General features: G+C 73.5%; 17 protein-coding genes. 13 read left to right on the top strand and 4 right to left on the bottom strand.

Annotated elements, in window-relative coordinates; all coding sequences use genetic code 11:
- Positions 1-43 precede the first annotated feature (43 nt).
- The 4 genes from D7223_RS07580 to D7223_RS07565 all read left to right on the top strand — a co-directional run bounded on the left by D7223_RS07580 (position 44) and on the right by D7223_RS07565 (position 5,372).
- A complete protein-coding gene (locus D7223_RS07580; protein WP_186832257.1) occupies positions 44-1,039 on the top strand; it encodes a phosphate acyltransferase PlsX in 996 nt (331 codons plus the stop codon).
- 156 nt (positions 1,040-1,195) lie between these two features.
- Complete coding sequence (rnc, locus tag D7223_RS07575) at positions 1,196-2,092, top strand: ribonuclease III (protein WP_120726449.1); 897 nt, start codon at positions 1,196-1,198, stop codon at positions 2,090-2,092.
- The gene (gene mutM, locus D7223_RS07570; RefSeq protein ID WP_120726447.1) at positions 2,085-2,942 is read left to right on the top strand and encodes a bifunctional DNA-formamidopyrimidine glycosylase/DNA-(apurinic or apyrimidinic site) lyase; all 858 of its coding nucleotides are present in this window, start codon (positions 2,085-2,087) and stop codon (positions 2,940-2,942) included. The genes rnc and mutM overlap by 8 nt, the downstream gene beginning before the upstream one ends.
- Before the next feature lie 210 nt (positions 2,943-3,152).
- A complete protein-coding gene (locus D7223_RS07565) occupies positions 3,153-5,372 on the top strand; it encodes an MMPL family transporter (protein WP_120726445.1) in 2,220 nt (739 codons plus the stop codon).
- A 66-nt stretch (positions 5,373-5,438) separates the two neighbouring features.
- Here D7223_RS07565 and D7223_RS07560 read toward each other — a convergent pair whose 3' ends face one another.
- Positions 5,439-6,278, bottom strand: a complete 840-nt coding sequence (locus tag D7223_RS07560; RefSeq protein ID WP_120726443.1) for an endo alpha-1,4 polygalactosaminidase — start codon at positions 6,276-6,278, stop codon at positions 5,439-5,441.
- 106 nt (positions 6,279-6,384) lie between these two features.
- The gene (locus tag D7223_RS07555) at positions 6,385-7,713 is read right to left on the bottom strand and encodes a CAP domain-containing protein (protein WP_120726441.1); all 1,329 of its coding nucleotides are present in this window, start codon (positions 7,711-7,713) and stop codon (positions 6,385-6,387) included.
- 369 nt (positions 7,714-8,082) lie between these two features.
- Between D7223_RS07555 and D7223_RS07550 the strand changes: the two genes are divergently transcribed.
- From D7223_RS07550 to D7223_RS07540, 3 genes are all read left to right on the top strand, one after another.
- A complete protein-coding gene (locus D7223_RS07550) occupies positions 8,083-8,277 on the top strand; it encodes a hypothetical protein (RefSeq protein WP_120726439.1) in 195 nt (64 codons plus the stop codon).
- Between the two features lie 299 nt (positions 8,278-8,576).
- The gene (gene smc / locus D7223_RS07545) at positions 8,577-12,200 is read left to right on the top strand and encodes a chromosome segregation protein SMC (protein ID WP_120726436.1); all 3,624 of its coding nucleotides are present in this window, start codon (positions 8,577-8,579) and stop codon (positions 12,198-12,200) included.
- Positions 12,200-12,826 (top strand): HAD family hydrolase, encoded by a 627-nt coding sequence (locus D7223_RS07540; protein ID WP_120726434.1) that lies wholly within the window; start codon positions 12,200-12,202, stop codon positions 12,824-12,826. Before smc ends, D7223_RS07540 begins: the two co-directional genes overlap by 1 nt.
- 12 nt (positions 12,827-12,838) lie before the next feature.
- Here the strand turns inward: D7223_RS07540 and D7223_RS07535 are convergent, their stop codons facing one another.
- Positions 12,839-13,360, bottom strand: a complete 522-nt coding sequence (locus D7223_RS07535) for a DinB family protein (RefSeq protein WP_120727080.1) — start codon at positions 13,358-13,360, stop codon at positions 12,839-12,841.
- A gap of 109 nt (positions 13,361-13,469) precedes the next feature.
- Complete coding sequence (locus D7223_RS07530; protein ID WP_120726432.1) at positions 13,470-15,176, bottom strand: alkaline phosphatase D family protein; 1,707 nt, start codon at positions 15,174-15,176, stop codon at positions 13,470-13,472.
- Positions 15,177-15,326: 150 nt separating this feature from the next.
- Between D7223_RS07530 and ftsY the strand changes: the two genes are divergently transcribed.
- From ftsY to ffh, 6 genes are all read left to right on the top strand, one after another.
- Positions 15,327-16,508 carry a signal recognition particle-docking protein FtsY gene (gene ftsY / locus D7223_RS07525; RefSeq protein WP_120726430.1) on the top strand — a complete coding sequence of 394 codons (1,182 nt, stop codon included), beginning with the start codon at positions 15,327-15,329 and terminating at the stop codon, positions 16,506-16,508.
- A gap of 7 nt (positions 16,509-16,515) precedes the next feature.
- On the top strand, positions 16,516-17,379 hold the full coding sequence (locus tag D7223_RS07520; protein WP_186832256.1) for an aminoglycoside phosphotransferase family protein: 864 nt from the start codon (positions 16,516-16,518) through the stop codon (positions 17,377-17,379).
- Positions 17,380-17,607: 228 nt separating this feature from the next.
- On the top strand, positions 17,608-19,020 hold the full coding sequence (locus D7223_RS07515) for an ammonium transporter (protein WP_120726426.1): 1,413 nt from the start codon (positions 17,608-17,610) through the stop codon (positions 19,018-19,020).
- 25 nt (positions 19,021-19,045) lie between these two features.
- Complete coding sequence (locus D7223_RS07510) at positions 19,046-19,384, top strand: P-II family nitrogen regulator (protein WP_186832423.1); 339 nt, start codon at positions 19,046-19,048, stop codon at positions 19,382-19,384.
- Between the two features lie 17 nt (positions 19,385-19,401).
- Entirely contained in the window at positions 19,402-21,756 is a 2,355-nt protein-coding gene (locus D7223_RS07505) for a [protein-PII] uridylyltransferase (protein ID WP_120726422.1), read from the top strand.
- A 435-nt stretch (positions 21,757-22,191) separates the two neighbouring features.
- Positions 22,192-23,748: a signal recognition particle protein gene (ffh, locus tag D7223_RS07500; protein WP_120726420.1), complete on the top strand. Its 1,557-nt coding sequence runs from the start codon at positions 22,192-22,194 to the stop codon at positions 23,746-23,748.
- Positions 23,749-23,757: the final 9 nt, after the last annotated feature.

Genomic DNA, 23,757 nt, shown 5'->3' with positions numbered 1-23,757 from the left:
GGCTCCCTCCGACGCCGGCCGGTCAGAACCGGCCGGCGTACCGGTGGAGCCGGGCACCGTGCGGATCGCCGTCGACCTCCTCGGCGGGGACGATGCTCCCGCCGTCGTGGTTGACGGCGCTCTGCGTGCCGTCCGCGCCGACCCCCACCTGCACCTGCTGCTCGTCGGCCCCGCCGCGGTCGCCGGCGAGGTGATCCGCGCCCTCGACCCGGTGGAACGCACCCGGGTCGCGGTCCGGCCGGTCGACGCCGTGGTCGGCATGGCCGACCATCCCAGCGCCGCGCGGGCCGACAGCACCGTCCGGGCCGCCGTGCAGGCCGTCCGGGCGGGCGCCGCCGACGCGCTGCTCTCCGCCGGCTCGACCGGTGCCACCGTCACCGCCGCCGCGCTGGGCCTCGGCCGGTGGCCGGACGTCCGCCATCCCGCCCTCGTGGCGACCCTGCCCGCCGTCGGCGGGCCGGTGGTCCTGCTGGACGTCGGAGGATCGTTGGAGTCCCGCCCGATGAACCTGGCCCGGCACGCCGTGTTGGGGGCCGCGTACGCCTCGGTCGCGCACGGCATCACCGCGCCCCGGGTGGGGCTGCTCTCGGTCGGCACCGAGCCGGGCAAGGGCGACCGCGCCCGACGCCTCGCCGACCCGCTTCTCGCCGCCGCCGTCCTGCCGCACGGCGGTCGGTACGTGGGCCTGGTGGAGGGCTACGACGTGTCGCTCGGCGCGCGCGCCGATGTGGTGGTCACCGACGGGTTCACCGGTAACGTGCTGCTCAAGGCGATCGAGGGCGCGTACGCGATGGCCGGTGGCGCGCCGGCCGGTGGCGGCGCACCCCGGGCCGCCGCCCTGCTCGGGGTGGCCGGGACGGTGGTCGTCTGCCACGGCGCCGCCCGCGCCGGCGACGTCGCCTCCGGCATCGCCCTCGCCGCCCACCTGTGGCGGCGTCGCGCCGCAGACCTGGTCCGTGCGCTGTTGGCCGGCGCCGACGCCCCGGACCTCGAGAACCGCACCGACCGCACCACCGACACCGAGGTACCCACATCATGAACGAGCGTCAGCGAGTGAATCATCGGCTCAGTGCGGAGGTGCCTCGTGGCGGCACGGAGCGCAGCGGAGTGGCGGCATGAGCGACCGTCAGCGAGTGAATCATCGGCTCAGTGCGGAGGTGCCTCGTGGCGGCACGGAGCGCAGCGGAGTGGCGGCATGAGCGACAAGCGTAGGCGCCCGTCCACCAGTCACCTGGAGTCCGCGTTCGGCGTGGCGATGGACCCGGAGTTGCTGGAGCGCGCACTGACCCACCGCTCGTACGCGTACGAGAACGGCGGGTTGCCCACCAACGAACGGCTGGAGTTCCTCGGCGACTCGGTGCTGGGCGTGGTCATCACCACGGCGTTGTTCCACAACCACCCGGACCTGCCCGAGGGGCAGCTGGCGAAGCTGCGCGCCAGCGTGGTCAACATGCGTGCCCTCGCCGACGTGGCGCGCGGGCTGGGGCCCGACGGTCTCGGCGCCTACCTGCTGCTCGGCAAGGGCGAGGAGACGACCGGCGGCCGGGACAAGGCGAGCATCCTCGCCGACACGCTGGAGGCGCTGCTTGGCGCGATCTACCTCCAGTACGGGCTGGACACGGCCGCGATCGTCATCCACCGTCTGTTCGATCCGCTGATGGCGGAGTCGGCCGGGCGGGGCGCGGCGCTGGACTGGAAGACCAGCCTCCAGGAGTTGACCGCGGCGTTGGGGCTGGGCGTGCCGGAGTACCGCATCGAGGGCGCCGGCCCGGATCACCTGAAGACCTTCACCGCCTGGGTGGTGGTGGCCGGCAACCGGTACGGCGGCGCCGACGGGCGCAGCAAGAAGGAGGCCGAGCAGCGCGCCGCGGAGTCGGCCTGGCGGATGCTCACCGCACAGGCCGAGGCCGAGCAGGCCGAGCGCACCCGGCAGACGGCACTCGCGGAGCAGGCGGCCGGTCCGGACCCGGAACCGGCCGTGGCGCCGCCGCGGTCGCGCAGCGCCACCACGGCGTACGACGCGGACGGCAACGGGCGGGTGGGGTCCACCGAGGCGGGAGCCGAGGCGCCGGACGAGGCGGGCCGTGCCTGAGCTGCCCGAGGTCGAGACGGTCCGGCGCGGGCTCGCGCAGTGGGTCATCGGCCGGACGGTCGACACGGTCGAGGTGCGCCACCCCCGGGCGGTACGCCGGCACACCGCCGGCGGCGGGCACTTCACCGACGTGCTGGCCGGTCGGACCATCCTCGACGTGCGTCGCCGGGGCAAGTACCTGTGGCTACCGCTGGACAGCGGCGACGCGGTGATCGGGCACCTGGGCATGTCCGGCCAGTTGCTGCTGCAACCGGCCGGGACGCCGGACGAGACGCACCTGCGGGTGCGGTTCCGGTTCACCGACGGCGGTCCCGAACTCCGCTTCGTCGACCAGCGCACGTTCGGCGGGCTGTCGGTCAGCGAGGGCGGCGCGGACCTGCCGGCCGAGATCGCGCACATCGCCCGTGACCCGATGGACCCGGACTTCTCCGACCAGGGTTTCGTGGCCGCGCTGCGCCGCCGGCGTACCGAGGTGAAGCGGGCGCTGCTCGACCAGAGCCTGATCTCCGGCGTGGGCAACATCTACGCCGACGAGGCGCTGTGGCGGGCGAAGCTGCACGGTGCCCGGCCGACCGACGCGCTGACCGGGCCGGCCGCGGCGCGCCTGCTCGGCCACGTACGCGACGTGCTCGGCGAGGCCATCACCGAGGGCGGGACCAGCTTCGACGCCCTCTACGTGAACGTCAACGGGGAGAGCGGCTACTTCGACCGGGCGCTGAACGTCTACGGCCGGGAGGGCCAGCCGTGTCGCCGCTGCGGCGCGCCGATCCGCCGGGAGGCGTTCATGAACCGGTCGTCGTACAGCTGCCCGCGTTGCCAGCCCCGCCCTCGGGGGGCGCTCCGGGGTTGACCCCGAGCCGACTCCGGGTCACCTTCGGCGCGTCCGCCCGTCCGCTCCGGGACTGTTCCGGGTACGCCGTCGTTCCGGTGCCGATCGACGCTGCAGCGGGCCGGAACCGGGTTCCGGGGCGGACCGGGGCCGTTCCCCGATGTCCCGCGTCCGTCACGTCCCTAACGTCAGCGGGGTTGACAGGGGGTCGACGGGACAGGGGGACCCGGAATGGGCGCACGACCGATGACGGTGCGACTGGCACGGTGGAGTGCCGAACATCCGTGGCGCGCGATCGCGCTGTGGGTGGTGTTCGTGGCGGTGTGTTTCCTGGGGGGAAACGCCGCCGGACTCAACGAGGCGACGGACTCGGACCAGGCGATCGGTGAGGCGGGCCGGGCGGGCCTCATCGTGTCGTCCGGGAACTTCACCGATCCGGCGACGGAGAACGTCCTCATCACGCCGCGCGGCGGCATCCTCGATCCGGCGGCGGCGCGGGCGGCGGCCGAGGACGCCACCGCCCGGCTGCGGACCGTGCCGGGGGTGGCCTCGGTCGGCACGCCGGTGCCGTCGCGGGACGGCGACGCGTTGCTGCTCCCGATCACCATGTCCGGCGATCCGGAGACCGCCTCGGACCGGGTCCAGCCGCTGCGCGACGCGACCGCCGGAGTCCAGGACGCCCATCCGGGCCTGCGGGTCGAGCAGGTGGGCGGGCCGTCCATCAGCAAGGCGCTGGACGACACGCTGGGCGCGGACTTCAAGCGCGCCGAGCTGCTCAGCCTGCCGGTCACCCTGGCCATCCTGATCGTCGCGTTCGGCGCGCTGATCGCCGCCGGCGTACCGGTGCTGCTGGCGCTCTCCTCGGTGGCCGCCGCCATGGGGCTCAGCACGCTGGCGTCGCACCTGGTGCCGGCGACCGACACCACGGCGAGCGTCATCCTGCTGATCGGCATGGCGGTCGGCGTGGACTACTCGCTGTTCTACGTGCGCCGGGAGCGCGAGGAACGGGCCAAGGGCCGGTCCGGGCTGGACGCGGTGGAGATCGCCGCCGAGACCTCCGGTCATGCCGTGGTGGTGTCCGGCTTCGCGGTGATCATCTCGATGGCGGGTCTGCTGCTGGCCGGCGACGTCGTCTTCTCCTCGCTCGCCGTCGGGTCGATCCTGGTGGTCGCGGTCGCCGTGATCGGGTCGCTTACCGTGTTGCCGGCGATGCTGGCCAAGCTCGGTCGCTGGGTCGACCGGCCCCGGGTGCCGCTGTTGTGGCGGCTCACCGCCCCGCGTACCGGCCGGCACGGCCGTCCCGTCGGGCCGCGCTTCTGGCCGGCCGTGCTGCGGCCCGCACTGCGCGCACCGGCGGTCACCCTGGTCGTCTCGGTCGGGTTGCTGCTCGCCCTGGCCGCGCCGGCGCTGGGCATGAAGCTCAAGTTCCCCGGCATGGAGGACCTGCCGCGCAGCACGCCCGCCATGCAGGCGTACGACCGGCTCACCGCCGCGTTCCCGAGCAGCGGCACCAGCCACTCGGTGGTGGTCCGGGCGCCCGCGGCCGAGGCCGGCGCGGTGCGGGCCGCGCTCACCACGCTGTCCACCCGGGCCGCCGGCGACCCGCTGTTCGCCCCGCCGGAGGGGGACGGCCCGAAGATCGAGCAGTCCGCCGACGGCCGGGTGTCGGTGCTGGAGGTCGCCATTCCGTACGCCAGCCGGGATGCCCGCGCCGTGTCGTCGCTGGAGCGGCTGCGCGGGGACCTGGTCCCGGCGGCCCTGCGCGACATCGGCGGGGCGGAGTACGCGGTGGGTGGCGAGGTGGCCGGTAGCGAGGACTACGCACAGCACGTCCGGGACAAGCTGCCGATCGTGGTGGGCTTCGTGCTGGTCCTCACCTTCCTGGTGATGACGTGGGTCTTCCGGTCGGTGGTGATCGCGCTCAGCTCGATCCTGCTCAACCTGCTCTCCGCCGGTGCCGCGTACGGCCTGCTGGTCCTGGTGTTCCAGGGTGGTTCGGCCGACGACCTGCTGAACTTCACCTCGATGGACGCGATCGTCTCCTGGCTGCCGCTGTTCCTGTTCGTGGTGCTGTTCGGGCTCTCCATGGACTACCACGTCTTCGTGGTCAGCCGGATCCGGGAGGGGATCCGGGCCGGCATGTCCAACTCGGAGGCGGTCGCGTACGGCATCACGTCCTCGGCGGGCGTGGTGACCAGCGCGGCGATCGTGATGGTCGGGGTCTTCTCGATCTTCGCCACGCTCAGCACCATCGACATGAAGCAACTCGGCATCGGCCTGGCGGCGGCGATCCTGCTGGATGCCACGATCATCCGCGCGGTGGTGCTGCCGTCGCTGATGACCCTGCTCGGTGACGCGAACTGGTGGGCGCCGAAGTTCCTCCGGGCCCGACCCGCCGCGACGCCCACCGACCCGCCGGCCCCGACGCCGGAGCTGGTCGGCGCGCACTGACCGCGACGACACCGTCGAGGGCCGGTCCGCGGGTGGCGGACCGGCCCTCGGCCGCGTCGTGCGCTGTCACGGGAGTCGGCACGGCTGCCGTTCGGCGTCCAGCTCCGGACTCTTGCGGATGGAGGCGAACCCGTAGCCGAGGGTGGTCACGCAGAACACCGCCGGGTCGCCGGTGAACTCGACGTGGAACACCGGCTTGCCCGCGTCCACGAACGGCAGCAGCTTGGCGCACCGGCGCAGCCGGACGCAGTCCCGGCTGACCGCGAAGTCGAAGTCCGGCGCCAGCGCGGCGACCTGCCCCACGTCGTCGACCAGACCGGGGGAGAGGTCCAGCGACCGGGCCAACGTGGCCACCCGCCGGTTGAACAGCAGCTGGTCGTCGAAGTTCAGCGGGAAGCCGGTGCGCTGCGCGTACCCGTCGGCGTCGACCAGGGCCACCGCGCCGAAGCCCTTGCCCCGGCAGAGCCGGAACCGGTCGGCCAGCACCGGGGCGAGCAGGTCCCACCGGCGTACGTCCAACCAGCGGGCCGGCCGGTCGGTGCCGCCGGTCCCGCGCACCGCCGATCCCCGCACCGCCGGCGGGAAACGGCCGGCGTCCGGGTCGGTGTCGGCGTACGTCCCGACGGGCACGTGGCAGACCAGCCGGCGGTCCCGCACGCGCAGGGCGGTGGTCTCCTCGGCGGTGACCCGGACCGCGTCGAGCAGGAACACGTCGGCGTCGACCGTGACGTCGACCGGGGCGGTGAGCTGCCACTGCCACTGCCACTGACGCGCGTACGCCGTCGGCCACGGGGTGGGCGCGCCGGGCGGTGCCAGTCGCGGGCGGCACGCGTACGCCGGGACGGGCAGGGTGAGCACGACGGTCGCCGCCACCACCCGACGCAGCGCTGACCACCGGATCCGCATCGGTCGCTCCCGGGTCGCGGCGCGGGCCCCCTCGCCGCGCGCCTACCCGGACAAACGAGCGCCCCCCGCCCGACGACGCGGGTGGGGGGCGCTACCGGGCACGGGGTCAGCGCGGCGCGGCGAAGACCTGCGTCCAGTACGGGCCGTTGCTGTTCGCGACGCCGACGCCGATCTCGGTGAAGGCGCAGTTGAGAATGTTGGCCCGGTGACCCGGGCTGTTCATCCAGGCGTCCATGACCGCGGCCGGGGTCTGCTGGTTCCAGGCGACGTTCTCGCCGTAGGTGCGCCAGGCGTAGCCGACCCGGTCCAGCCGTTCACCCACGTCGCTGCCGTCGCTGCCGTCGTGCGACATCTTCCGGTGGTCGGCCTGGTCCTGGCTGTGCCGCTGGGCGGCGGTGGTCAGCTTGGTGTCGACGCTCAGGGCGCCGCAGCCGGCCTTGGCCCGTTCGGCGTTGACCAGCGTGACGACCTGGGCGGCCTGGCTGCTGCCGCCGCCTCCGGTACTGGTGTTGCCGCCGCCGGTCGAGCTGCCGCTGCGGTTGCTGGTGGCCGGTGCGCTGCTTCGCTCGGCGGTGCGCCGCGAGGGCGCGGTGGTGCGGCGCGGGGCGGGCGTCGGTCGGCGGCTCGGGGTGGCCGAGGGGCTCGGCTTCGCCGACGTCGGTGCGGCGGCGGGGCTGCTCGGGGCCGGCGCGTCGGTGGTGGCCCCGTCGTAGTCGGGCTGTACCGGAACGGTGGTGACGATGTCGTCGACGGCGGTCGGGGTGGTCGGGCCGTCGCCGCCGGTGAGGGCGATCGCGCCCATTCCCAGGCTCACCACCAGGGTGGCCGCCGCGGCCGCGCCGCCGATCAGCGCGGGACGACCGAACCGGCGCGGTGGGCGGTGCCGGCCGTCGCGGATCGACTCGGGGTCGAAAGCCGCCGGCCGGTACCCGGCACCGGGTACGGCCTCCCGGTGGGCCGCGCCGAACGCCCCGGTCTCGTGGGTCCGGTCGAAGGCGCCGGTGTCGAAGGTCGCGGCCTCGTGAGCTCCGCCGACGGGCTCGGTGGAGCGGTGGGCGTCGCCGAAGGGCGCGGCGGGGAAGGGCGGTGCGGCGGCGAAGGGCGGTGCGGCGGCGAAGGTGGCGGTCGGCGTGTCGTCGTGAGGGACGTCGTCCCGCCACTCGTCGGTGGGCCGCCACGCCCCGGTGGGCTCTTCCTGCCACCGGTCCGCCGCCTGCCACGCCCCGTCCGGCCGCCACTGTTCGGTCGGCTGGTCGTGGTACTGGTCGTCGACGGGCCCGTCCGGCTGATTCCCGGCGGTGCCGTCCGGCTGGTCACCGAAGAGGTAGGAGGAGCGGGGAGCCGGGCGGTCGGTCAGCCAGGCCGGTCCGTTGCTCGGCGGTTCCGGTCGCGGATCCGCGCGGTCCGGGTCGATCGGGTCGGTCCAGCCGTACACGCCTCAGCCTCCAGGGGTCGGTTGCGGGCCGGGGTGACGCTACGTGTCGGCCCTGGGCGCGGCAACGTGGCTAAGGAAGAGTTAAGGGGAACCGGGGCGTCGGGGTGGCGACTTCCGGTGATTGCGGGCGTAGAGTGAGGTGGTCCGGACAGAGCGTGTCCGCGCCGTGAGGCAACCCCCGACAAGTGGACAGGTCGACGTAGAGATGATCTACGGCCTGCGAGAACTTGACGAATGAGGGGGTGTCGGCTCAATATGTAGGTGTCGCCAGTCGCGCCCGCTCATGCCCAGAATCGCCTGGGATGACAGCCGCGTACGAGTGGGCGCGCGTTGGCCGGCCTTTCCGGCAGCGCATATCAAGGAGTCATTATGGCGAAGGCCCTGTACGGCCACGTAGGTGCGGCGCCCGACCGGCGTCTGCTCGACGAGGTCACCCGACTTCGTGCCACGGTCCAGGCACTGGAGTTCGAGATCACGCGTCTGCGTGCCGAGAACGATCGGCTCGCGGCGGCGGCGTCGGAGGCGGACGACCTGTTCCGGCTCGCCGAGCCCGCGCTGACCTGATCTTCGAGTCGGGTAAAACTGAATCGCACCACCTGTGAAAAAGCGCGCCGACACTTATGTGCCGGCGCGCGGCTCTGTCCGCACCAATTCGTGCCGACCATTTGACGATCTTGTCCGTCCGGCCCGGGAACTGTCCCGACGGTGATCGGAAGCGAGCGGAACGTGAAAGCGGGCCGCCGCGACGGCCGCCGCCAGGTGGGTCGCGTACCGGGTGCTCGCCGGCAGCGGGTTAGGCTGCGGGTTGACCAGGTCCGCGCAGCCGGCGACGGTACGGCGTCCACCGGACGAGGATCGAGAAGGTGCATCTCAAGAGCCTGACGGTGAAGGGCTTCAAGTCCTTCGCCTCCGCGACGACACTGAAGCTGGAACCGGGGATCACCTGCGTGGTGGGTCCCAACGGCTCCGGCAAGTCCAACGTCGTCGACGCCATCGCCTGGGTCCTCGGCGAACAGGGGGCGAAGGCCCTGCGCGGCGGCAAGATGGAGGACGTGATCTTCGCCGGCACCGCCGGCCGCGCCCCGCTGGGCCGCGCCGAGGTGACCCTGACGATCGACAACACCGACGGCGCGCTGCCCATCGAGTACACCGAGGTCTCCATCACCCGCCGGATGTTCCGCTCCGGCGAGAGCGAGTACGAGATCAACGGCGACTCCTGCCGCCTGCTGGACATCCAGGAGCTGCTCAGCGACTCCGGCATCGGCCGGGAGATGCACATCATCGTCGGCCAGGGACGCCTGGACGGCATGCTGCACGCCAAGCCGGAGGACCGGCGGTCGTTCATCGAGGAGGCGGCCGGCGTCCTGAAGCACCGCAAGCGCAAGGAGAAGGCGCTGCGGAAGCTCGACGCGATGCAGGTCAACCTCAACCGGCTCACCGATCTCACCGCCGAGTTGCGCCGCCAGCTCAAGCCGTTGGGCCGGCAGGCCGAGGTCGCCCGCCGTGCCGCCGCCATCCAGGCGAACCTGCGCGACGCCCGGCTCCGCCTGCTCGCCGACGACCTGGCCACCCTGCGCGGCACGCTGGACCGGGAGATCGCCGACGAGACGGCGGTGCGCGAACGCCGGGAGCAGGTCGAGGCCGAGCACGTCGAGGTCCAGGCCCGCCTCGCCGAGCTGGAGGCCGCCCTCGCCGAGGACGCGCCGCTGCTCGCCGCCGCCCAGGACACCTGGTACAAGCTGTCCGCCCTCCAGGAACGGTTCCGGTCGATCGAGCAACTGGCCCGGGAACGGCTGCGCCACCTCAGCGCGACCCCGGACGACGAGCGACCGGGGCGCGACCCGAACCAGCTGGAGGCGGAGGCGGAACGGGTCCGCGAGCAGGAGGAGGAGCTGCGCGCCGCGCTCACCGACGACCAGATCCGGCTGGCCGAGGCGGTGGAGCACCGGCAGGAGCTGGAGCGCCAGCTCGCCGCGGCGGAACGCGAACTGGTCGCCGCGGCCAGGGCCATCGCCGACCGGCGGGAGGGGCTGGCCCGGCTGACCGGGCAGGTCAACTCGGCGCGGGCGCGTACCGCCACCGCGGGTGAGGAGATCGAACGCCTCGCCATCGCGCACACCGACGCGCTGGGCCGGGCCGAGAAGGCGCAGGCGGACCTGGACGCGGTCGCCGCGCAGTCCACCGAGGCGGACCGGGACAACGCCGACCTGGACGCGCGGCACGCGGAGGCGGTGGCCGCCCAGGAACGCGCGCAGGCCACCGTGCGGTCGCTGAGCGACGCCGAGCGGGCCGCCGAGAAGGACGCCGCGACCGGGAAGGCCCGCGAGGAGGCGCTCGCCCTGGGCCTGCGCCGCAAGGACGGCGCGGGCGCGCTGCTGGCCCGCGCCGACGACGTACCCGGGCTGCTGGGGAGCCTCGCCGGGCTGCTCACCGTGGCGTCCGGGCACGAGGCCGCGCTCGCCGCCGCGCTCGGTGGCCTCGCCGACGCGGTCGCCGTCAGCGGGGTCGACGAGGCCGTCGAGGCGATGCGCCTGCTCAAGATCAGCGATGCGGGCCGAGCCGGCCTGCTGGTCGGCAGTCCCGCCGGGCCGGGCATGGACGGGCCCGCCGACGCGCTGCGCCCGGAGCTCCCCACCGGTGCCCGCTGGGCCCCCGACCTGGTCGAGTGCGCCACCGACATCCGTCCCGCCGTGCACCGCGCGTTGCGCGACGTGGTGGTCGTCGACGATCTCGCGGCGGCGGCCGAGGTGGTCGCGGGCAACACCGAGCTGCGCGCGGTCACCCCGGAAGGCGACGTGGTCGGCGCGTACGCGGCGGCCGGCGGGTCGGCCAAGGCACCCAGCTTCATCGAGGTCCAGGCGGCCGTCGAGGAGGCCCGCGCGGACCGGCTCGCCGCCGAGCGGACCAGCGCCGAGCTGCGCGGGCAACTGGTCGACGCGCGCGCCGAGGTGGCCGCGGCGAAGGAGGCGGTGCAGCACGCCGCCGCGGCGAAGCGGGAGGCGGAGAGTCACCGCAACGCCGCCGCCCGGCGGCTGGCCGAGCTGGGCGCCGCCGCCCGTTCGGCGAAGGCGGAGACCGACCGGCTCGGTGAGTCGCGGGCCCGCGCCGAGGCGGCCCGGGAACGGGACCTGCTCACCCTGGCCGAGCTGGAGGAGCGGCTGCGGCTGGCCGAGGAGACCCCGATCGACGCCGAGCCGTCCAGCGAGGAGCGGGACCAGCTCGCCGCGATGGTCCCCGGTGCCCGGCAGAACGAGATGGAGGTCCGGCTCGCCGTGCGTACCGCCGAGGAGCGGGTGTCCTCGATCGCCGGCCGCGCCGACTCGCTGCGCCGGCAGGCCGCGGCGGAGCGGGCCGCGCGGGAGCGCGCCGCCGCGCGGCGGGCGGCCCGGACCCGGGGCGCCGGCATCGCGCGGGCCGTGGCCGGCGGCGCCCGGGCGGCGCTGACCCACCTCACCACCTCGATCGCGCGGGCCGAGGAGCACCGCGACGCGGTCGCGCGGGAACGGGCCGCGCGGGAGGCGGAGCTCCAGGAGGTACGCGGTGCCGCGAAACGCCTCGGCGCGGAGCTGGAGCGGCTGACCAGCCAGGTGCACCGGGACGAGGTTGCCCGCGCCGAGCAGCGGATGCGCATCGAGCAGTTGGAGGCGAAGGCCGCCGAGGACTTCGGCCTGGACGTGGAGACCCTGGTCGCCGAGTACGGGCCGCAGCAGCCGGTGCCACCCACCCAGGTCGACGTGGCGGCGGCCGAGCGGGACGGCCTGCCGGTGCCGGAGCCGGTGCGCTACGAGCGGCCGGTCCAGGAGAAGCGGGCCGCCAAGGCGGAACGGGAACTGGCCCTGCTCGGCAAGGTCAACCCGCTGGCCCTGGAGGAGTTCGCCGCCCTGGAGGAGCGCTTCAAGTTCCTCTCCGAGCAGTTGGAGGACCTGAAGGCCACCCGGCGGGACCTGCTGACCGTGGTCAAGGACGTGGACGACCGGATCCTGGAGGTCTTCGCCAGCGCGTTCGCCGACACCGCCCGGGAGTTCGAGCAGGTCTTCACGGTGCTGTTCCCCGGCGGCGAGGGGCGGCTGATCCTGACCGACCCGGACGACCTGCTCACCACCGGCGTCGAGGTGGAGGCCCGCCCGCCGGGCAAGAAGATCAAGCGGTTGTCGCTGCTGTCCGGCGGTGAGCGGTCGCTGACCGCGGTGGCGATGCTGGTGGCGATCTTCCGCGCCCGGCCCAGCCCGTTCTACATCATGGACGAGGTCGAGGCGGCGCTGGACGACGTCAACCTGGGGCGACTGATCACGTTGCTGGCACAGTTGCGGGAGAAGAGCCAGCTGATCGTCATCACGCACCAGAAGCGGACGATGGAGGTCGCCGACGCGCTGTACGGCGTCACCATGCGCAACGGCGTCACCCAGGTGATCAGTCAGCGGCTCAACCGGGCCGACGGGGAGACCGCGCGGCCCGGCCGCGACTCCAACGACGAGGAGAACAGTTAGTGGCTCGGGAACGCGCGACCGCCCTCCTGGTGGACTTCGACGGCGTGCTGCGCCGGTGGGACCCGTCGGTGGCGAGCGGCGTGGAGCGGGAGTACGGCCTCTCCGAGGGTGTCCTCACCGAGATCGCCATGCAGTGGGGCCGGCTCCAGCCGGTGGTGACCGGCCGGGTCAGCCACGCCGACTGGGTGACCAGCGTGGCCGACGCGCTCGCCGACTCGGCGGGCGGCCCGGAGCGGGCCCGCGCCGCCGTCGAGCAGTGGCAGCGCTACCGCGGCGAGGTGGACCCGGAGGTGTTGGACTTCGTCCGCGAGGTGCGGGCCGGCGGCGTCCGGGTGGGGCTCGGCACCAACGCCACCGACCTGCTCGACGCCGACCTGGCCGCGCTCGGGCTGGTCGGCGAGCTGGACGTGGTGGTCAACTCCTCGGTGCTCGGGGTGCACAAGCCGGCGAAGGAGTACTTCCAGGCGGCGTGCGAGGCGCTCGCCACGCCCCCGGCCCGGGTGCTGTTCGTCGACGACGAGGACTGGGCGGTCCGGGGTGCCCGCGCCGCCGGCCTGTCCGCGCACCGGTGGAGCGGCTCGGGGGACCTGCGCTACCTGCGGGCGGCTCTGGCCACGGGCGGCTGACCGGCGCGGCGGTCACTCGCCGGTGGCGCCGTCGATGCGTTCCCGGATCAGGTCGGCGTGGCCGTTGTGCCGGGCGTACTCCTCGATCATGTGCAGGTAGACCCAGCGCAGGTTGAACGTCCGCTTCTTCGGGCCGACCTCGACGAACGTCTGGTCGAGCGACCGGCCGGCCGCCGCCGCGCGGGCCAGCTCCACCTGGCGGTGGAAGGTGGCGAAGTCGGCCTCGGGGTCGGCGTCGCGGACGTCGTGGTCGGCGTCGGGGTTCTCCTCCGTGAAGTAGGGGTAGTCGACCGTCTCGCCGGCGGCGTTCTCCCGGAACCACCACGCCTCCACCTCGGCCAGGTGTCGGACCAGGCCGAGCAGGGTCAGGCCGGACGGTGCGACGCTGGGCGTCTTCAACTGCTCGGCGGTGAGGCCGGCGCACTTGAGCAGCAGGGTCTGCCGGTGGTAGTCGAGCCAGCCCTCCAGCAGGGTGCGCTCGTCGCCGACGTACGGTTCGGGGGTCCGGTTGATCTCCGGTGCTCGCCAGGTCATGCCGGCCATTCTGGTGCCCACGCCTGACATCCCACGAACGTTTTTCGCCTTCCAGCCACGTTAATAGGGGGCCCTTCCTCTACACGAGGCGTTAATAAAGGGCCCTTCCTTACTCGGTGAGTCGCCGGCGCATCACCGGGCGCAGGTGCCCATCGCCGGTGGTGCCCTCCATGGTCACCTCGGCGGCGCGACCGGTGTGGGTCAGGGTCGCCACCGCGTTGCCGAAGTACGGGCCGGCGAGCTTGCGCCAGCGCACCGTCGGCCGGCGCACCCCCGCCGTACGGGCCAGCGCCCGGGTCGCCCCGGACGGCCCCGGCGACCAGCCCAGCCGCATCAGCGGACGCATCCCGGCCGGCACCTGGTTGTGGATCGGCGAGCAGGTGAGCTGGTGCACCGGGGTGACCACGTCCGCGTCGGTGAACCGGGCCCGGGCCACGTACGAGTGGTGCACGTCGCCGGAGAGCACGCTGATCGACGCCGGTGGCGCGTACGCCGGACCGGCGCCGACCCGATCGCCCGGCGTGCCCGGCGCCCCGGTGCCGATCCGGGCGAAGAGCGCGCCGAGCCCCTCGAACGAGCGACGGAAGGCGGCCCAGTGCTCCAGGTCCAGGGCGCGGCGCAGCCGCTCGGACAGCCCGGCCACCCAGCCGCGCGGCGAGTCGGCGAGCTTCTCGTTCCACGCCTCCACGTGGTGGATGCCCGGCGGGAGCAGCCAGGGCAGCGAGCAGCCCACGACCAGGTGGTCGTAGACGCCGTGGGCCTGGTCGAGGAACCAGGACCACTCGCCCGGCGGCAGCATGGCCCGCCGGCCCCGCTCCAGCACCCGGCTGCACCGGTTGTCGAGCATCACCAGGCGGGTCCGGCCGAGGTCGAGGGCGTAGCTCCACTGGTACTGCACCGCCCGCCACCGCTCGGTGTCGTGGGCGAGGTCGGACTCCTGGTCGACCCGGTGGCCGAACTCCTTCAGCACGCCGGTGGCGTCCTCGGCGGCGATCACCTTCGTGTACACCGGGTCGGCCGCGATCTCGTCCGGGGAGAGGTTGCCCAGGTGCTGGTAGACCCAGTAGGAGGCGAGGCCGCTGCCGATCCGCTCGGCCCACCACGGCTGCTCGCGCATGTCGGTCCGCCAGGAGGCGGAGGTGTTCCAGTCGTCGATGACCTCGTGGTCGTCGAAGATCATCACGGTGGGCACCGTGGAGAAGAGCCAGCGGATCTCCGGATCACGCCACGACTCCAGATAGAGCTTGGTGTACTCGTCGAAGCTGACCACCTGGTCGCTCGGCGCGCCCTTCGGCCGCCGCCGGCGTCGCCTGAGCAGCCGCTTGACCGTCGGGGAGGTCTCGTCGGCGTACACCTGGTCGCCGAGCAGCACGACCAGGTCGGGCAGGGCGGCCGGATCCGGGTCGGCGATCAGCCGCCGGGCGTACGCGTCCAGCGCGTCCGGCGGCAGCTTGCGGGCGGTGGCGTGCTGGGTGGTCTCCCGGCAGGAGCCGAAGACCAGCCGGACCGGCTGGTCGGCGTCGTCGGCCGCGCGGGTGCGGATCACGCTCGGCGGGAACCCGCCGCGCGGCACCGGCCAGGCCACCTCGTCGTCGATCAGCACCTCGTACGTCGTCGCGCTGTCCGGCGTGAGGCCGGTCACCACGACCAGGGCGTAGTGGTGGTCGTACGCGGAGAAGGTCGGCGCGCTGCCGGTGGCGCCGTCGGCCGTGCGGACGGTGACCACCGCGGGCGCGCTGGTCTCCACCCAGACGGTGGCCCGCGTGTCGACCACCCGCCGCAGCAGGGGACCGATGAGCAGGTGTGCGGCGGGCATGTACGGACCTCCAGGATGAGCGGGCTTCATCTTTACTACCCTGCCGGCGGTCGCACCACTGCTGGCCGCCACGAGATTACGCCCGCCCGCGTCGCCCGCGGGCAGAGCGGTGGTGGAGACGCCGTGGCCCCCATCTGACAGGATTCCGGCATGACGGAATACCTCCTCATCGCACTCGCCCTGCTCGGCGTGCTGATCCTCGGTGCCCTCGGGCTGGTCGTGCCGCGACTGCGGCGGCGCCCCGAGCCGCCGCTGCCGCGGACGGAGGTCGACACCCGGGCCGAGGAGGACCTCGCCGGGCCGCCGGTGCAGGCGCCCGAGGCGGACCTGAACACCGGCATCCTGGTCGAGCCGCCGGTGGTCGAGGCGCCCCCGCTGGAGGTCCCCGAGCCGACCGCCGGGCGGCTGGTCCGGCTGCGCTCCCGGCTGTCCCGCTCGCAGAACGTCTTCGGCAAGGGCCTGCTCGGCCTGCTCAGCCGGGACCACCTGGACGAGGACACCTGGGAGGAGATCGAGGACAGCCTGATCACCGCCGACGTGGGCATCGACTCCACCCGGGAGATCGTCGACCGGCTCCGGGAGCGGACCCGGGTGCTCGGCACCCGCTCGGGCGGCGAGTTGCGTGCGCTGCTCGCCGCCGAACTGGTCAACGCCCTCGACCCGAGCCTGGACCGGTCGCTGCACACCGCACCCAAGGAGGGCGTGCCGGCGGTGCTGCTGGTCGTCGGGGTCAACGGCGCCGGCAAGACCACCACCTGCGGCAAGATCGCCCGGGTGCTGGTCGCCGACGGGCGCAGCGTGATCCTCGGCGCCGCCGACACCTTCCGCGCCGCCGCCGCCGACCAGCTGGAGACCTGGGCCGGCCGGGTCGGCGCGGAGACCGTGCGGGGCCCGGAGGGCGCGGACCCGGCCAGCGTGGCCTTCGACGCGGTCAAGCGGGGCACCGCCACCGGGGTGGACACGGTCCTCATCGACACCGCCGGCCGCCTGCAGAACAAGGTCGGCCTGATGGACGAGCTGGGCAAGGTCAAGCGGGTGGTGGAGAAGCACGGCCCGATCGACGAGACACTGCTGATCCTCGACGCCACCACCGGGCAGAACGGCCTGGAGCAGGCCCGCGTCTTCACCGAGGTGGTGAACGTGACCGGGGTGGTGCTGACCAAGCTCGACGGCACCGCCAAGGGCGGCATCGTCATCGCCGTGCAACGCAAGCTGGGCATCCCGGTGAAGCTGGTCGGACTCGGCGAGGGCAAGGACGACCTGGCTCCGTTCGACCCCGCGCAGTTCGTCGACGCGCTGCTGGGCACCGAAGCCGCCGGACGGGACGCGTAACCTCGCAGTGACGAACGACGATCGCGCCTACGCCGGGTGGCGCGACCCCCGCCACCCGGCGCCGCGCCTCGGGAGACCGTACGTGACTTCGCAGGAGATCCCGCTGCACGGCGGGAACGTGAGCACCGTGGTCCGGGTCGGCGACACGGTCCGCCGCAACGCCGGGCCGTGGACACCCTCGGTGCACGCCCTCCTGCGCCACCTGGAGTACGTGGGCTTCACCGGCGCGCCCCGCGCGCTGGGCATGGACGAGCGCAACCGGGAGGTCCTGTCGTACCTGGAGGGGGAGTGCGGGGAATACCCGCTGGCCCCGCACTGGGTCACCGACGAGGCCCTGGTCACGGTGGCCACGATGCTGCGGATGTTCCACGACGCGCAGTACGGCTTCGTCCCGCCGCCGCAGGCGGTGTGGCGCTCCTTCGGTCCGCCACCGCCGGACACCGAGGTGATCTGCCACCACGACGCCGCACCGCACAACGTGATCTGGCGACCGGACGGCACCCTCGGCCTGATCGACTTCGACCTGGCCTCCCCGGGTGCCCGGATCTACGACGTCGCGTACGCGGCGTGGACCTGGGTGCCGATCTTCTCCGACCGGGACTCCGTCACGCTCGGCTGGAAGCGGCCGGACCGGTCCCGCCGGCTCCGGATGTTCGCCGACGCGTACGGGCTGATCCCCCGCGACCGGCACCGGCTGATCCGGACCATCCGCAAGCGGATCGTGGACCACGTGGAGGGCATCCGGCGGATGGCCGCCGCCGGGGAACCGGCCTTCGTGCGGATCGTGCACCGGGGGCACCTACGCCGGCCGATGCGGGACCTGCGGCTGCTCGACTACGAGCGGCACGCCCTGGAGCACGCTCTTCGCTGACCCTCCGGACGCCGGCTCCGGCCGGTCGGGCATCGGCCTCCGCCGACCGGCGGAGGTTCCGGCGGCGGTGAGGTTCTCTTCACACGTACGAAACAAGCCGTCATCGGCCGGAAATCGACGGGTGACACTGGGTGAAACAGGGAGCGAGCAGGCTTCCGCGCATCCGGCGTACGGGCGACGCTGCCCCGGAAGCCGTGAGGGAGGGAACTTAACCTTTAGGAGGCCAGCGTGCCTGAAGCACCGACGATCGATGGCGCCAACACCACGTGGCTGCTGGTTTCGACGGCGCTCGTGCTGCTCATGACTCCGGGACTGGCGCTGTTCTACGGCGGCCTGAACCGGGCCAAGGGCGTTCTCAACATGATGATGATGAGCTTCTCCGCTATCGGGCTCGTCTCTGTTCTGTGGTGGTTCTACGGTTTCAGCATCGCGTTCGGCAGCGATGTGAACGGCTTCTGGGGAGACCCGGGCGCGTACCTCGGCACCAAGACGTTCCTCGCCGAGACCGACCTGTGGGGCGCGACCGCGGAGAACCCGAGCGGCATCGGGGTCCCGCTGTACGTCTTCATGGCGTTCCAGATGGTCTTCGCGGTGATCACCGTCGCGCTGATCAGCGGTGCGATCTCCGACCGGGCCAAGTTCGGCGGCTGGCTGCTCTTCGCCTTCGGCTGGGCCACCCTGGTCTACTTCCCGGTCGCCCACTGGGTGTGGGGCGGCGGCATCATCGGCGGTGACATCCACGCGCTGGACTTCGCCGGTGGCACGGCGGTGCACATCAACGCCGGCGCGGCGGCGCTCGCCCTGGTGCTGGTGCTCGGCAAGCGGCTCGGCTGGCCCCGGGAGGGCATGAAGCCGCACAACATCCCGCTGGTCGCGCTCGGCGCCGGTCTGCTGTGGTTCGGCTGGTTCGGCTTCAACGCCGGCTCGGAGCTGACCGTCGACTCGGTCGCCGGTCTGGCCTTCATCAACACCCAGCTGGCCACCGCCGCGGCGGTGCTCGGCTGGATCGCGGTGGAATGGATCAAGGACGGGAAGCCGACCGTGGTCGGTGCCTCCTCCGGCGCGATCGCCGGCCTGGTCGCGATCACTCCGGCCTGTGGCTTCGTCGCCCCCTGGGCCGCCGTCCTGCTCGGCATCGTCGCCGGTGCGGTCTGTGCTCTCGCGATCAGCCTGAAGTACAAGCTCGGCTACGACGACTCCCTGGACGTGGTCGGCGTGCACTTCGTCGGCGGCTGGATCGGCTCGCTCTGGCTCGGCCTCTTCGCCACCAACTCGGTCAACGCCGCGATCACCGACGTGGTGGGCGCGTCCGACGGCCTCTTCTACGGCGGTGGGGTGACCCAGCTGGGCCGGCAGGCCCTGGCCGGCCTGATCGTCACCGTCTGGTCGTTCGGCGTCGCCTGGGTGCTCGCCTTCGTCATCGAGAAGACGATCGGCTTCCGGGTGTCCGCCGAGGCCGAGGTCGACGGCATCGACATCGCCGAGCACGCGGAGAGCGGCTACGACCTGTCGACCGCCGGTGGCGGCAGCGGCGGAGCGTTCGCGATGGCCGGGATCGGCACGCCGGCTCCGGGCACCGCCGCCAAGCCGGCGGCGGAGGACGAGCCGGCCGCGCCGGTCAACGAGAAGGTCGCCGGTTAACGTTCCTGGGATGGAGGGGTTGGACATGAAGCTGGTGACCGCGGTCATCAAGCCGTACCAGCTGGACGCGGTGAAGGAGGCCCTGCACGCCCTAGGCGTGGCCGGCCTGACCGTCAGCGAGGTCCAGGGTTACGGCCGGCAGAAGGGGCACACCGAGGTCTACCGGGGTGCCGAGTACACGGTCGAGTTCCTGCCCAAGATCCGGGTCGAGGTGCTCACCGACGAGATGGACGTGGACAAGGTCGTCGACGCCGTCGTCGCGGCCGCCCGGACCGGCAAGATCGGTGACGGCAAGGTCTGGGTGACCGGTGTCGAGGAGGTCGTCCGGGTCCGTACCGGCGAACGCGGCCTCGACGCGCTGTAGTCAGGACGAAGACCGACATGACCTCGTTGATCAAGAAGAATGCGTCGGGACACGCCGGTGACGGTGACGCAAACTTCTTGATCAACGAGGTCGTCGGCGTTTCCGGGGGGATCGGGGAGGGGGCCCGGCAGGCTCGGGCGGACGCCTTCGACCGGTGGTTGACGGGACTGCTGCCGGAGCGGTCCGGGGTGGCGCTGATCGCCGTCGGTGGGCTCGGACGACGGCAGTGCGCCCCGTACGGCGACCTCGACCTGGTGCTGCTGCACGCCGGAGTGCCCGGGGTGGACGAGTTGGCCGCCTCGCTCTGGTACCCGATCTGGGACGCCGGGCTGCGGCTGGACCACTCCGTACGCACCGTGGCCGAGGCGCTCTCGGTGGCCCAGGACGACGTCAAGGTGGCCACCGGGCTGCTCGACGCGCGGCTGGTCGCCGGCGACGCGGCGCTGGCCGACTCGCTGGTCCGCACCGCCACCGACCACTGGCGCCGTACCGCCGTCCGGCAACTGCCCGGCCTGCGGGAGATCACCGCCGCCCGGTGGGCTGCCCACGGCGAACTCGCCTTCCTGCTGGAGGGCGACCTGAAGGAAGCGGCCGGCGGGCTGCGGGACGTGGGCATCCTGCGGGCCGTCGCCACCGCCGGCATCACCGACGCGCTGCGCCCGGCGGTCCGCGCCGCCCACCTGCGGCTGCTGGACACCCGGGACGCCCTGCACCAGCAGGTGGGCCGCCGGGTGGACCGCCTGCTCGCCCAGGAACGGGACGGCGTGGCCGCCCTGCTGGGCGTGCGCCCGCTGCCGACCGGCGGCCCCGACGGGCCGCGCCGCGCCCCGGACGCCGAGCCGGACCAGCCGGACCCCGTGGTCCGCGACGGCGACGTCCTGCTGCGCCGGGTCGCCGGCGACGCCCGTACCGTCCGGCACGCCCTCGACGACGCCTTCCGGGCCGCCGACCGGCTCCGCGCCGGCCGCCGCCGGGGCGCCGACGGCCGTCCCGCCCGCCGCCCGGTCGCCCGGGACGTGGTCGAGCAGGACGGGGAGCTGGTGCTCGCGCGTACCGCCATCGGCGCCCGACCCGACCCCAGCCTGTCGCTGCGGGTGGCCGCCGCCGCGGCGGCCACCCGGCTGCCGATCGCCCGGGCCACCTGCGAGTGGCTGGCCGCGTACTGCCCGCCGCTGCCGGCGCCGTGGCCCGCCGAGGCCCGCGCCGCGCTGATCACCCTGCTCGGCGCCGGTCCCGGCCTGGTGCCCGCCTGGGAGACCTGCGACCGGTACGGGCTGATCGACGGCTGGCTGCCCGAGTGGACCCGGATGCGCAGCCTGCCCCAGCACAACCCGGTGCACCGGTTCACCCTGGACCGGCACCTGGTGCAGACCGCGTACGAGGCCGGCCGGCACACCCGCGACGTGGACCGCCCGGACCTGCTGCTGCTCGGCGCGTTCCTGCACGACATCGGCAAGGGGCTCCCCGGGGACCACAGCGTCGTCGGCGCCCCGGTCGCCGAGGCGGTGGTCACCCGGATCGGCCTGCCCGGGGCCGAGGTGGCGCTGATCGGCACGCTGGTCCGGCTGCACCTGCTCCTGCCCGACGTGGCCACCCGCCGGGACCTCGCCGACCCGAAGACCATCGCCGGCGTCGCCGCGGCGGTCGGCGACACCACCACGCTGGACCTGCTGCACGCGCTGGTCCGCGCCGACGCCGCCGCCACCGGCCCGGCCGCCTGGTCGGACTGGAAGGGCCGGCTGGTCGCCGAACTCGTCGCCCGGGTGCGGACCGCGCTGGACACCGGCGCGCTGCCCGCCCCGCCCGCCCCCGATCCGGCGCTGGTGGCGGGGCCGCTGCCGGTCGTACACCTGACCGACGACGGTGTGTCGGTGGCCGCGGCGGACCGGCGCGGCCTGCTCGCGACGGTGGCCGGATGCCTGGCGCTGCACCGGCTGGAGGTGCTCTCCGCGGACGCCGCCACGGTCGACGGCCGGGCCCTGGTGCAGTTCCGGGTGCAGCCGCGCTACGGCCTGCCGCCGGACCCGATCGCGCTCGGCGCCGACCTGCGCCGGGCCGTCACCGGCGACGTCTCGGTGATCCAGCGGCTGCGCGGCCGGGCGCTGGCGGCGCGGGGATCCGGCGCCGCGCCCCGGGTCGTGTGGCACCGGGAGGCGGCTACCGACGCGGTGCTGCTGGAACTGCGGGCCGCCGACGCCGCCGGGCTGCTCTACCGGGTCACCTGCGCCCTCGACGACGCCGGCGCGCAGGTGCGCGCGGCCCGCATCTCGACCCTCGGCGGGGACGTGGTGGACGCGTTCTACCTCGTCGGCGGCTGGCCCGACGACGAGAGCCGGGCCCGCGTCGAGGCCGCCGTCCTCGCCGCCGTCTGAGCGACCGCGTCGGCCGGGCCCGCCCCTGGAGCCCTTGGTGGTGCCGCTCGGGCGGGCCGAGGCGGTGGCGGCCGGGCGGGGCCGAGGCGGCGGACCGGCGGCGAGTGGTCCGGTGGCGCGCTTTCGCGCTGATAGCAGTAATGACTCACGTGGCGGCCTCGGTTGGCGAGGAGACTGAGTCATCGGTGACGTCAGCTCGAAAGCGGCGTGGTTGCTCGTCGCTCCCCGCGCCGGCCAGGTAAGGCGTCCGGCGCCGGCCAAAGAGAGGAAACGGTCGGCGAACCGGTAGGCGCACGGCGCGGGGGCGCGGGGGCGCGGGGCGGGCGGGGCGGGCGGGACGGAGCGGGGGTCCGGCCGGCGGGCTACCCTAACGGTGGGCTGGACAGCCGGCCCGGCCGCACTGTGCCCGCCGATAACGACAAACGGGATGTTCGCGTGTTTGACACCTTGAGTGACCGCCTGTCCGGGATCTTCACCAAGCTCCGCGGCAAGGGGCGGCTCACCGACGCCGACATCGACGCCACCGCGCGTGAGATCCGCCTGGCGCTTCTCGAGGCCGACGTCGCGCTGCCGGTGGTCAAGGGCTTCATCGCCAACGTCAAGGAGCGGGCGCGCGGCTCCGAGGTGTCCGAGGCGCTCAACCCGGCCCAGCAGATCATCAAGATCGTCAACGACGAGCTGATCAACGTGCTCGGCGGCGAGGGGCGGCGGCTCCAGTTCGCCAAGCAGTCGCCGACCGTGATCATGCTGGCCGGCCTCCAGGGCTCCGGCAAGACCACCCTGGCCGGCAAGCTGGCCCGCTGGCTCAAGGCCCAGGGCCACCAGCCGCTGCTGGTGGCCGCTGACCTCCAGCGCCCCAACGCCGTCGGGCAGCTCCAGGTGCTCGGTGGCCGGGCCGGGGTCGAGGTGTACGCCCCGGAGCCCGGCAACGGCACCGGTGACCCGGTGCAGGTCGCCCGCGCCTCGATCGACCATGCCCGGCGGGCCGCCCGGGACATCGTCATCGTCGACACCGCCGGTCGTCTCGGCATCGACGAGGAGATGATGCGGCAGGCCGCCGACATCCGCGACGCCGTCCAGCCCGACGAGGTCATCTTCGTCATCGACGCGATGGTCGGCCAGGACGCGGTACGCACCGCCGAGGCGTTCCGCGACGGCGTCGGCATCACCGGCGTGGTCCTGTCCAAGCTCGACGGCGATGCCCGCGGTGGTGCCGCGCTGTCGGTCCGCGAGGTCACCGGGCAGCCGATCCTGTTCGCCTCCACCGGCGAGAAGCTGGAGGACTTCGACGTCTTCCACCCCGACCGGATGGCCAGCCGGATCCTCGGCATGGGCGACGTCCTCACTCTGATCGAGCAGGCCGAGCAGGCCTTCGACTCCGATCAGAAGGAGAAGATGACCGCCAAGCTGATGGGCGGCGAGCAGTTCACCCTGGAGGACTTCCTCGACCAGCTCATCGCGGTCCGCCGGATGGGCCCGATCGCCAACGTGCTGGCCATGATGCCCGGCATGGGGCAGATGAAGGACCAGCTCGCCGATCTGGACGACAAGCACTTCGACCGGGTCACCGCGATCATCCGGTCGATGACCCCGGCCGAACGCACCAACCCGAAGATCATCAACGGATCCCGGCGGGCCCGCATCGCCGACGGCTCCGGCGTCACCGTGATGGACGTCAACCAGCTGCTCAACCGCTTCACCGACGCGCAGAAGATGATGAAGCAGATGGGCGGCATGATGGGCCTGCCCGGCGGCGGTCGGCGCAAGGCCACCAAGTCGCCGAAGAACAAGCGCAAGGGCACCAAGGGCGGCAACCGGCCGCGTACCGGGGCGGGCGCCGGGATGCCGGGCGGCTTCCCGGGCGGCATGCCGCAGCTCCCGCCGGGGATGGACCCGAACGACCTGGCCGGCGGCCAGGGCCTGCCGCCGGGCTTCAAGCTGCCGAAGATCGACTTCAACAAGCTCGGCAAGGGTGACCAGCGGCCCCGCTGAGCGTGTCGA

The sequence above is a fragment of the Micromonospora endolithica genome (assembly GCF_003626595.1).
GTDB classification, from domain to species: Bacteria; Actinomycetota; Actinomycetes; order Mycobacteriales; family Micromonosporaceae; genus Micromonospora; species Micromonospora endolithica.
This window is presented reverse-complemented; position numbering and strand designations above follow the sequence as displayed.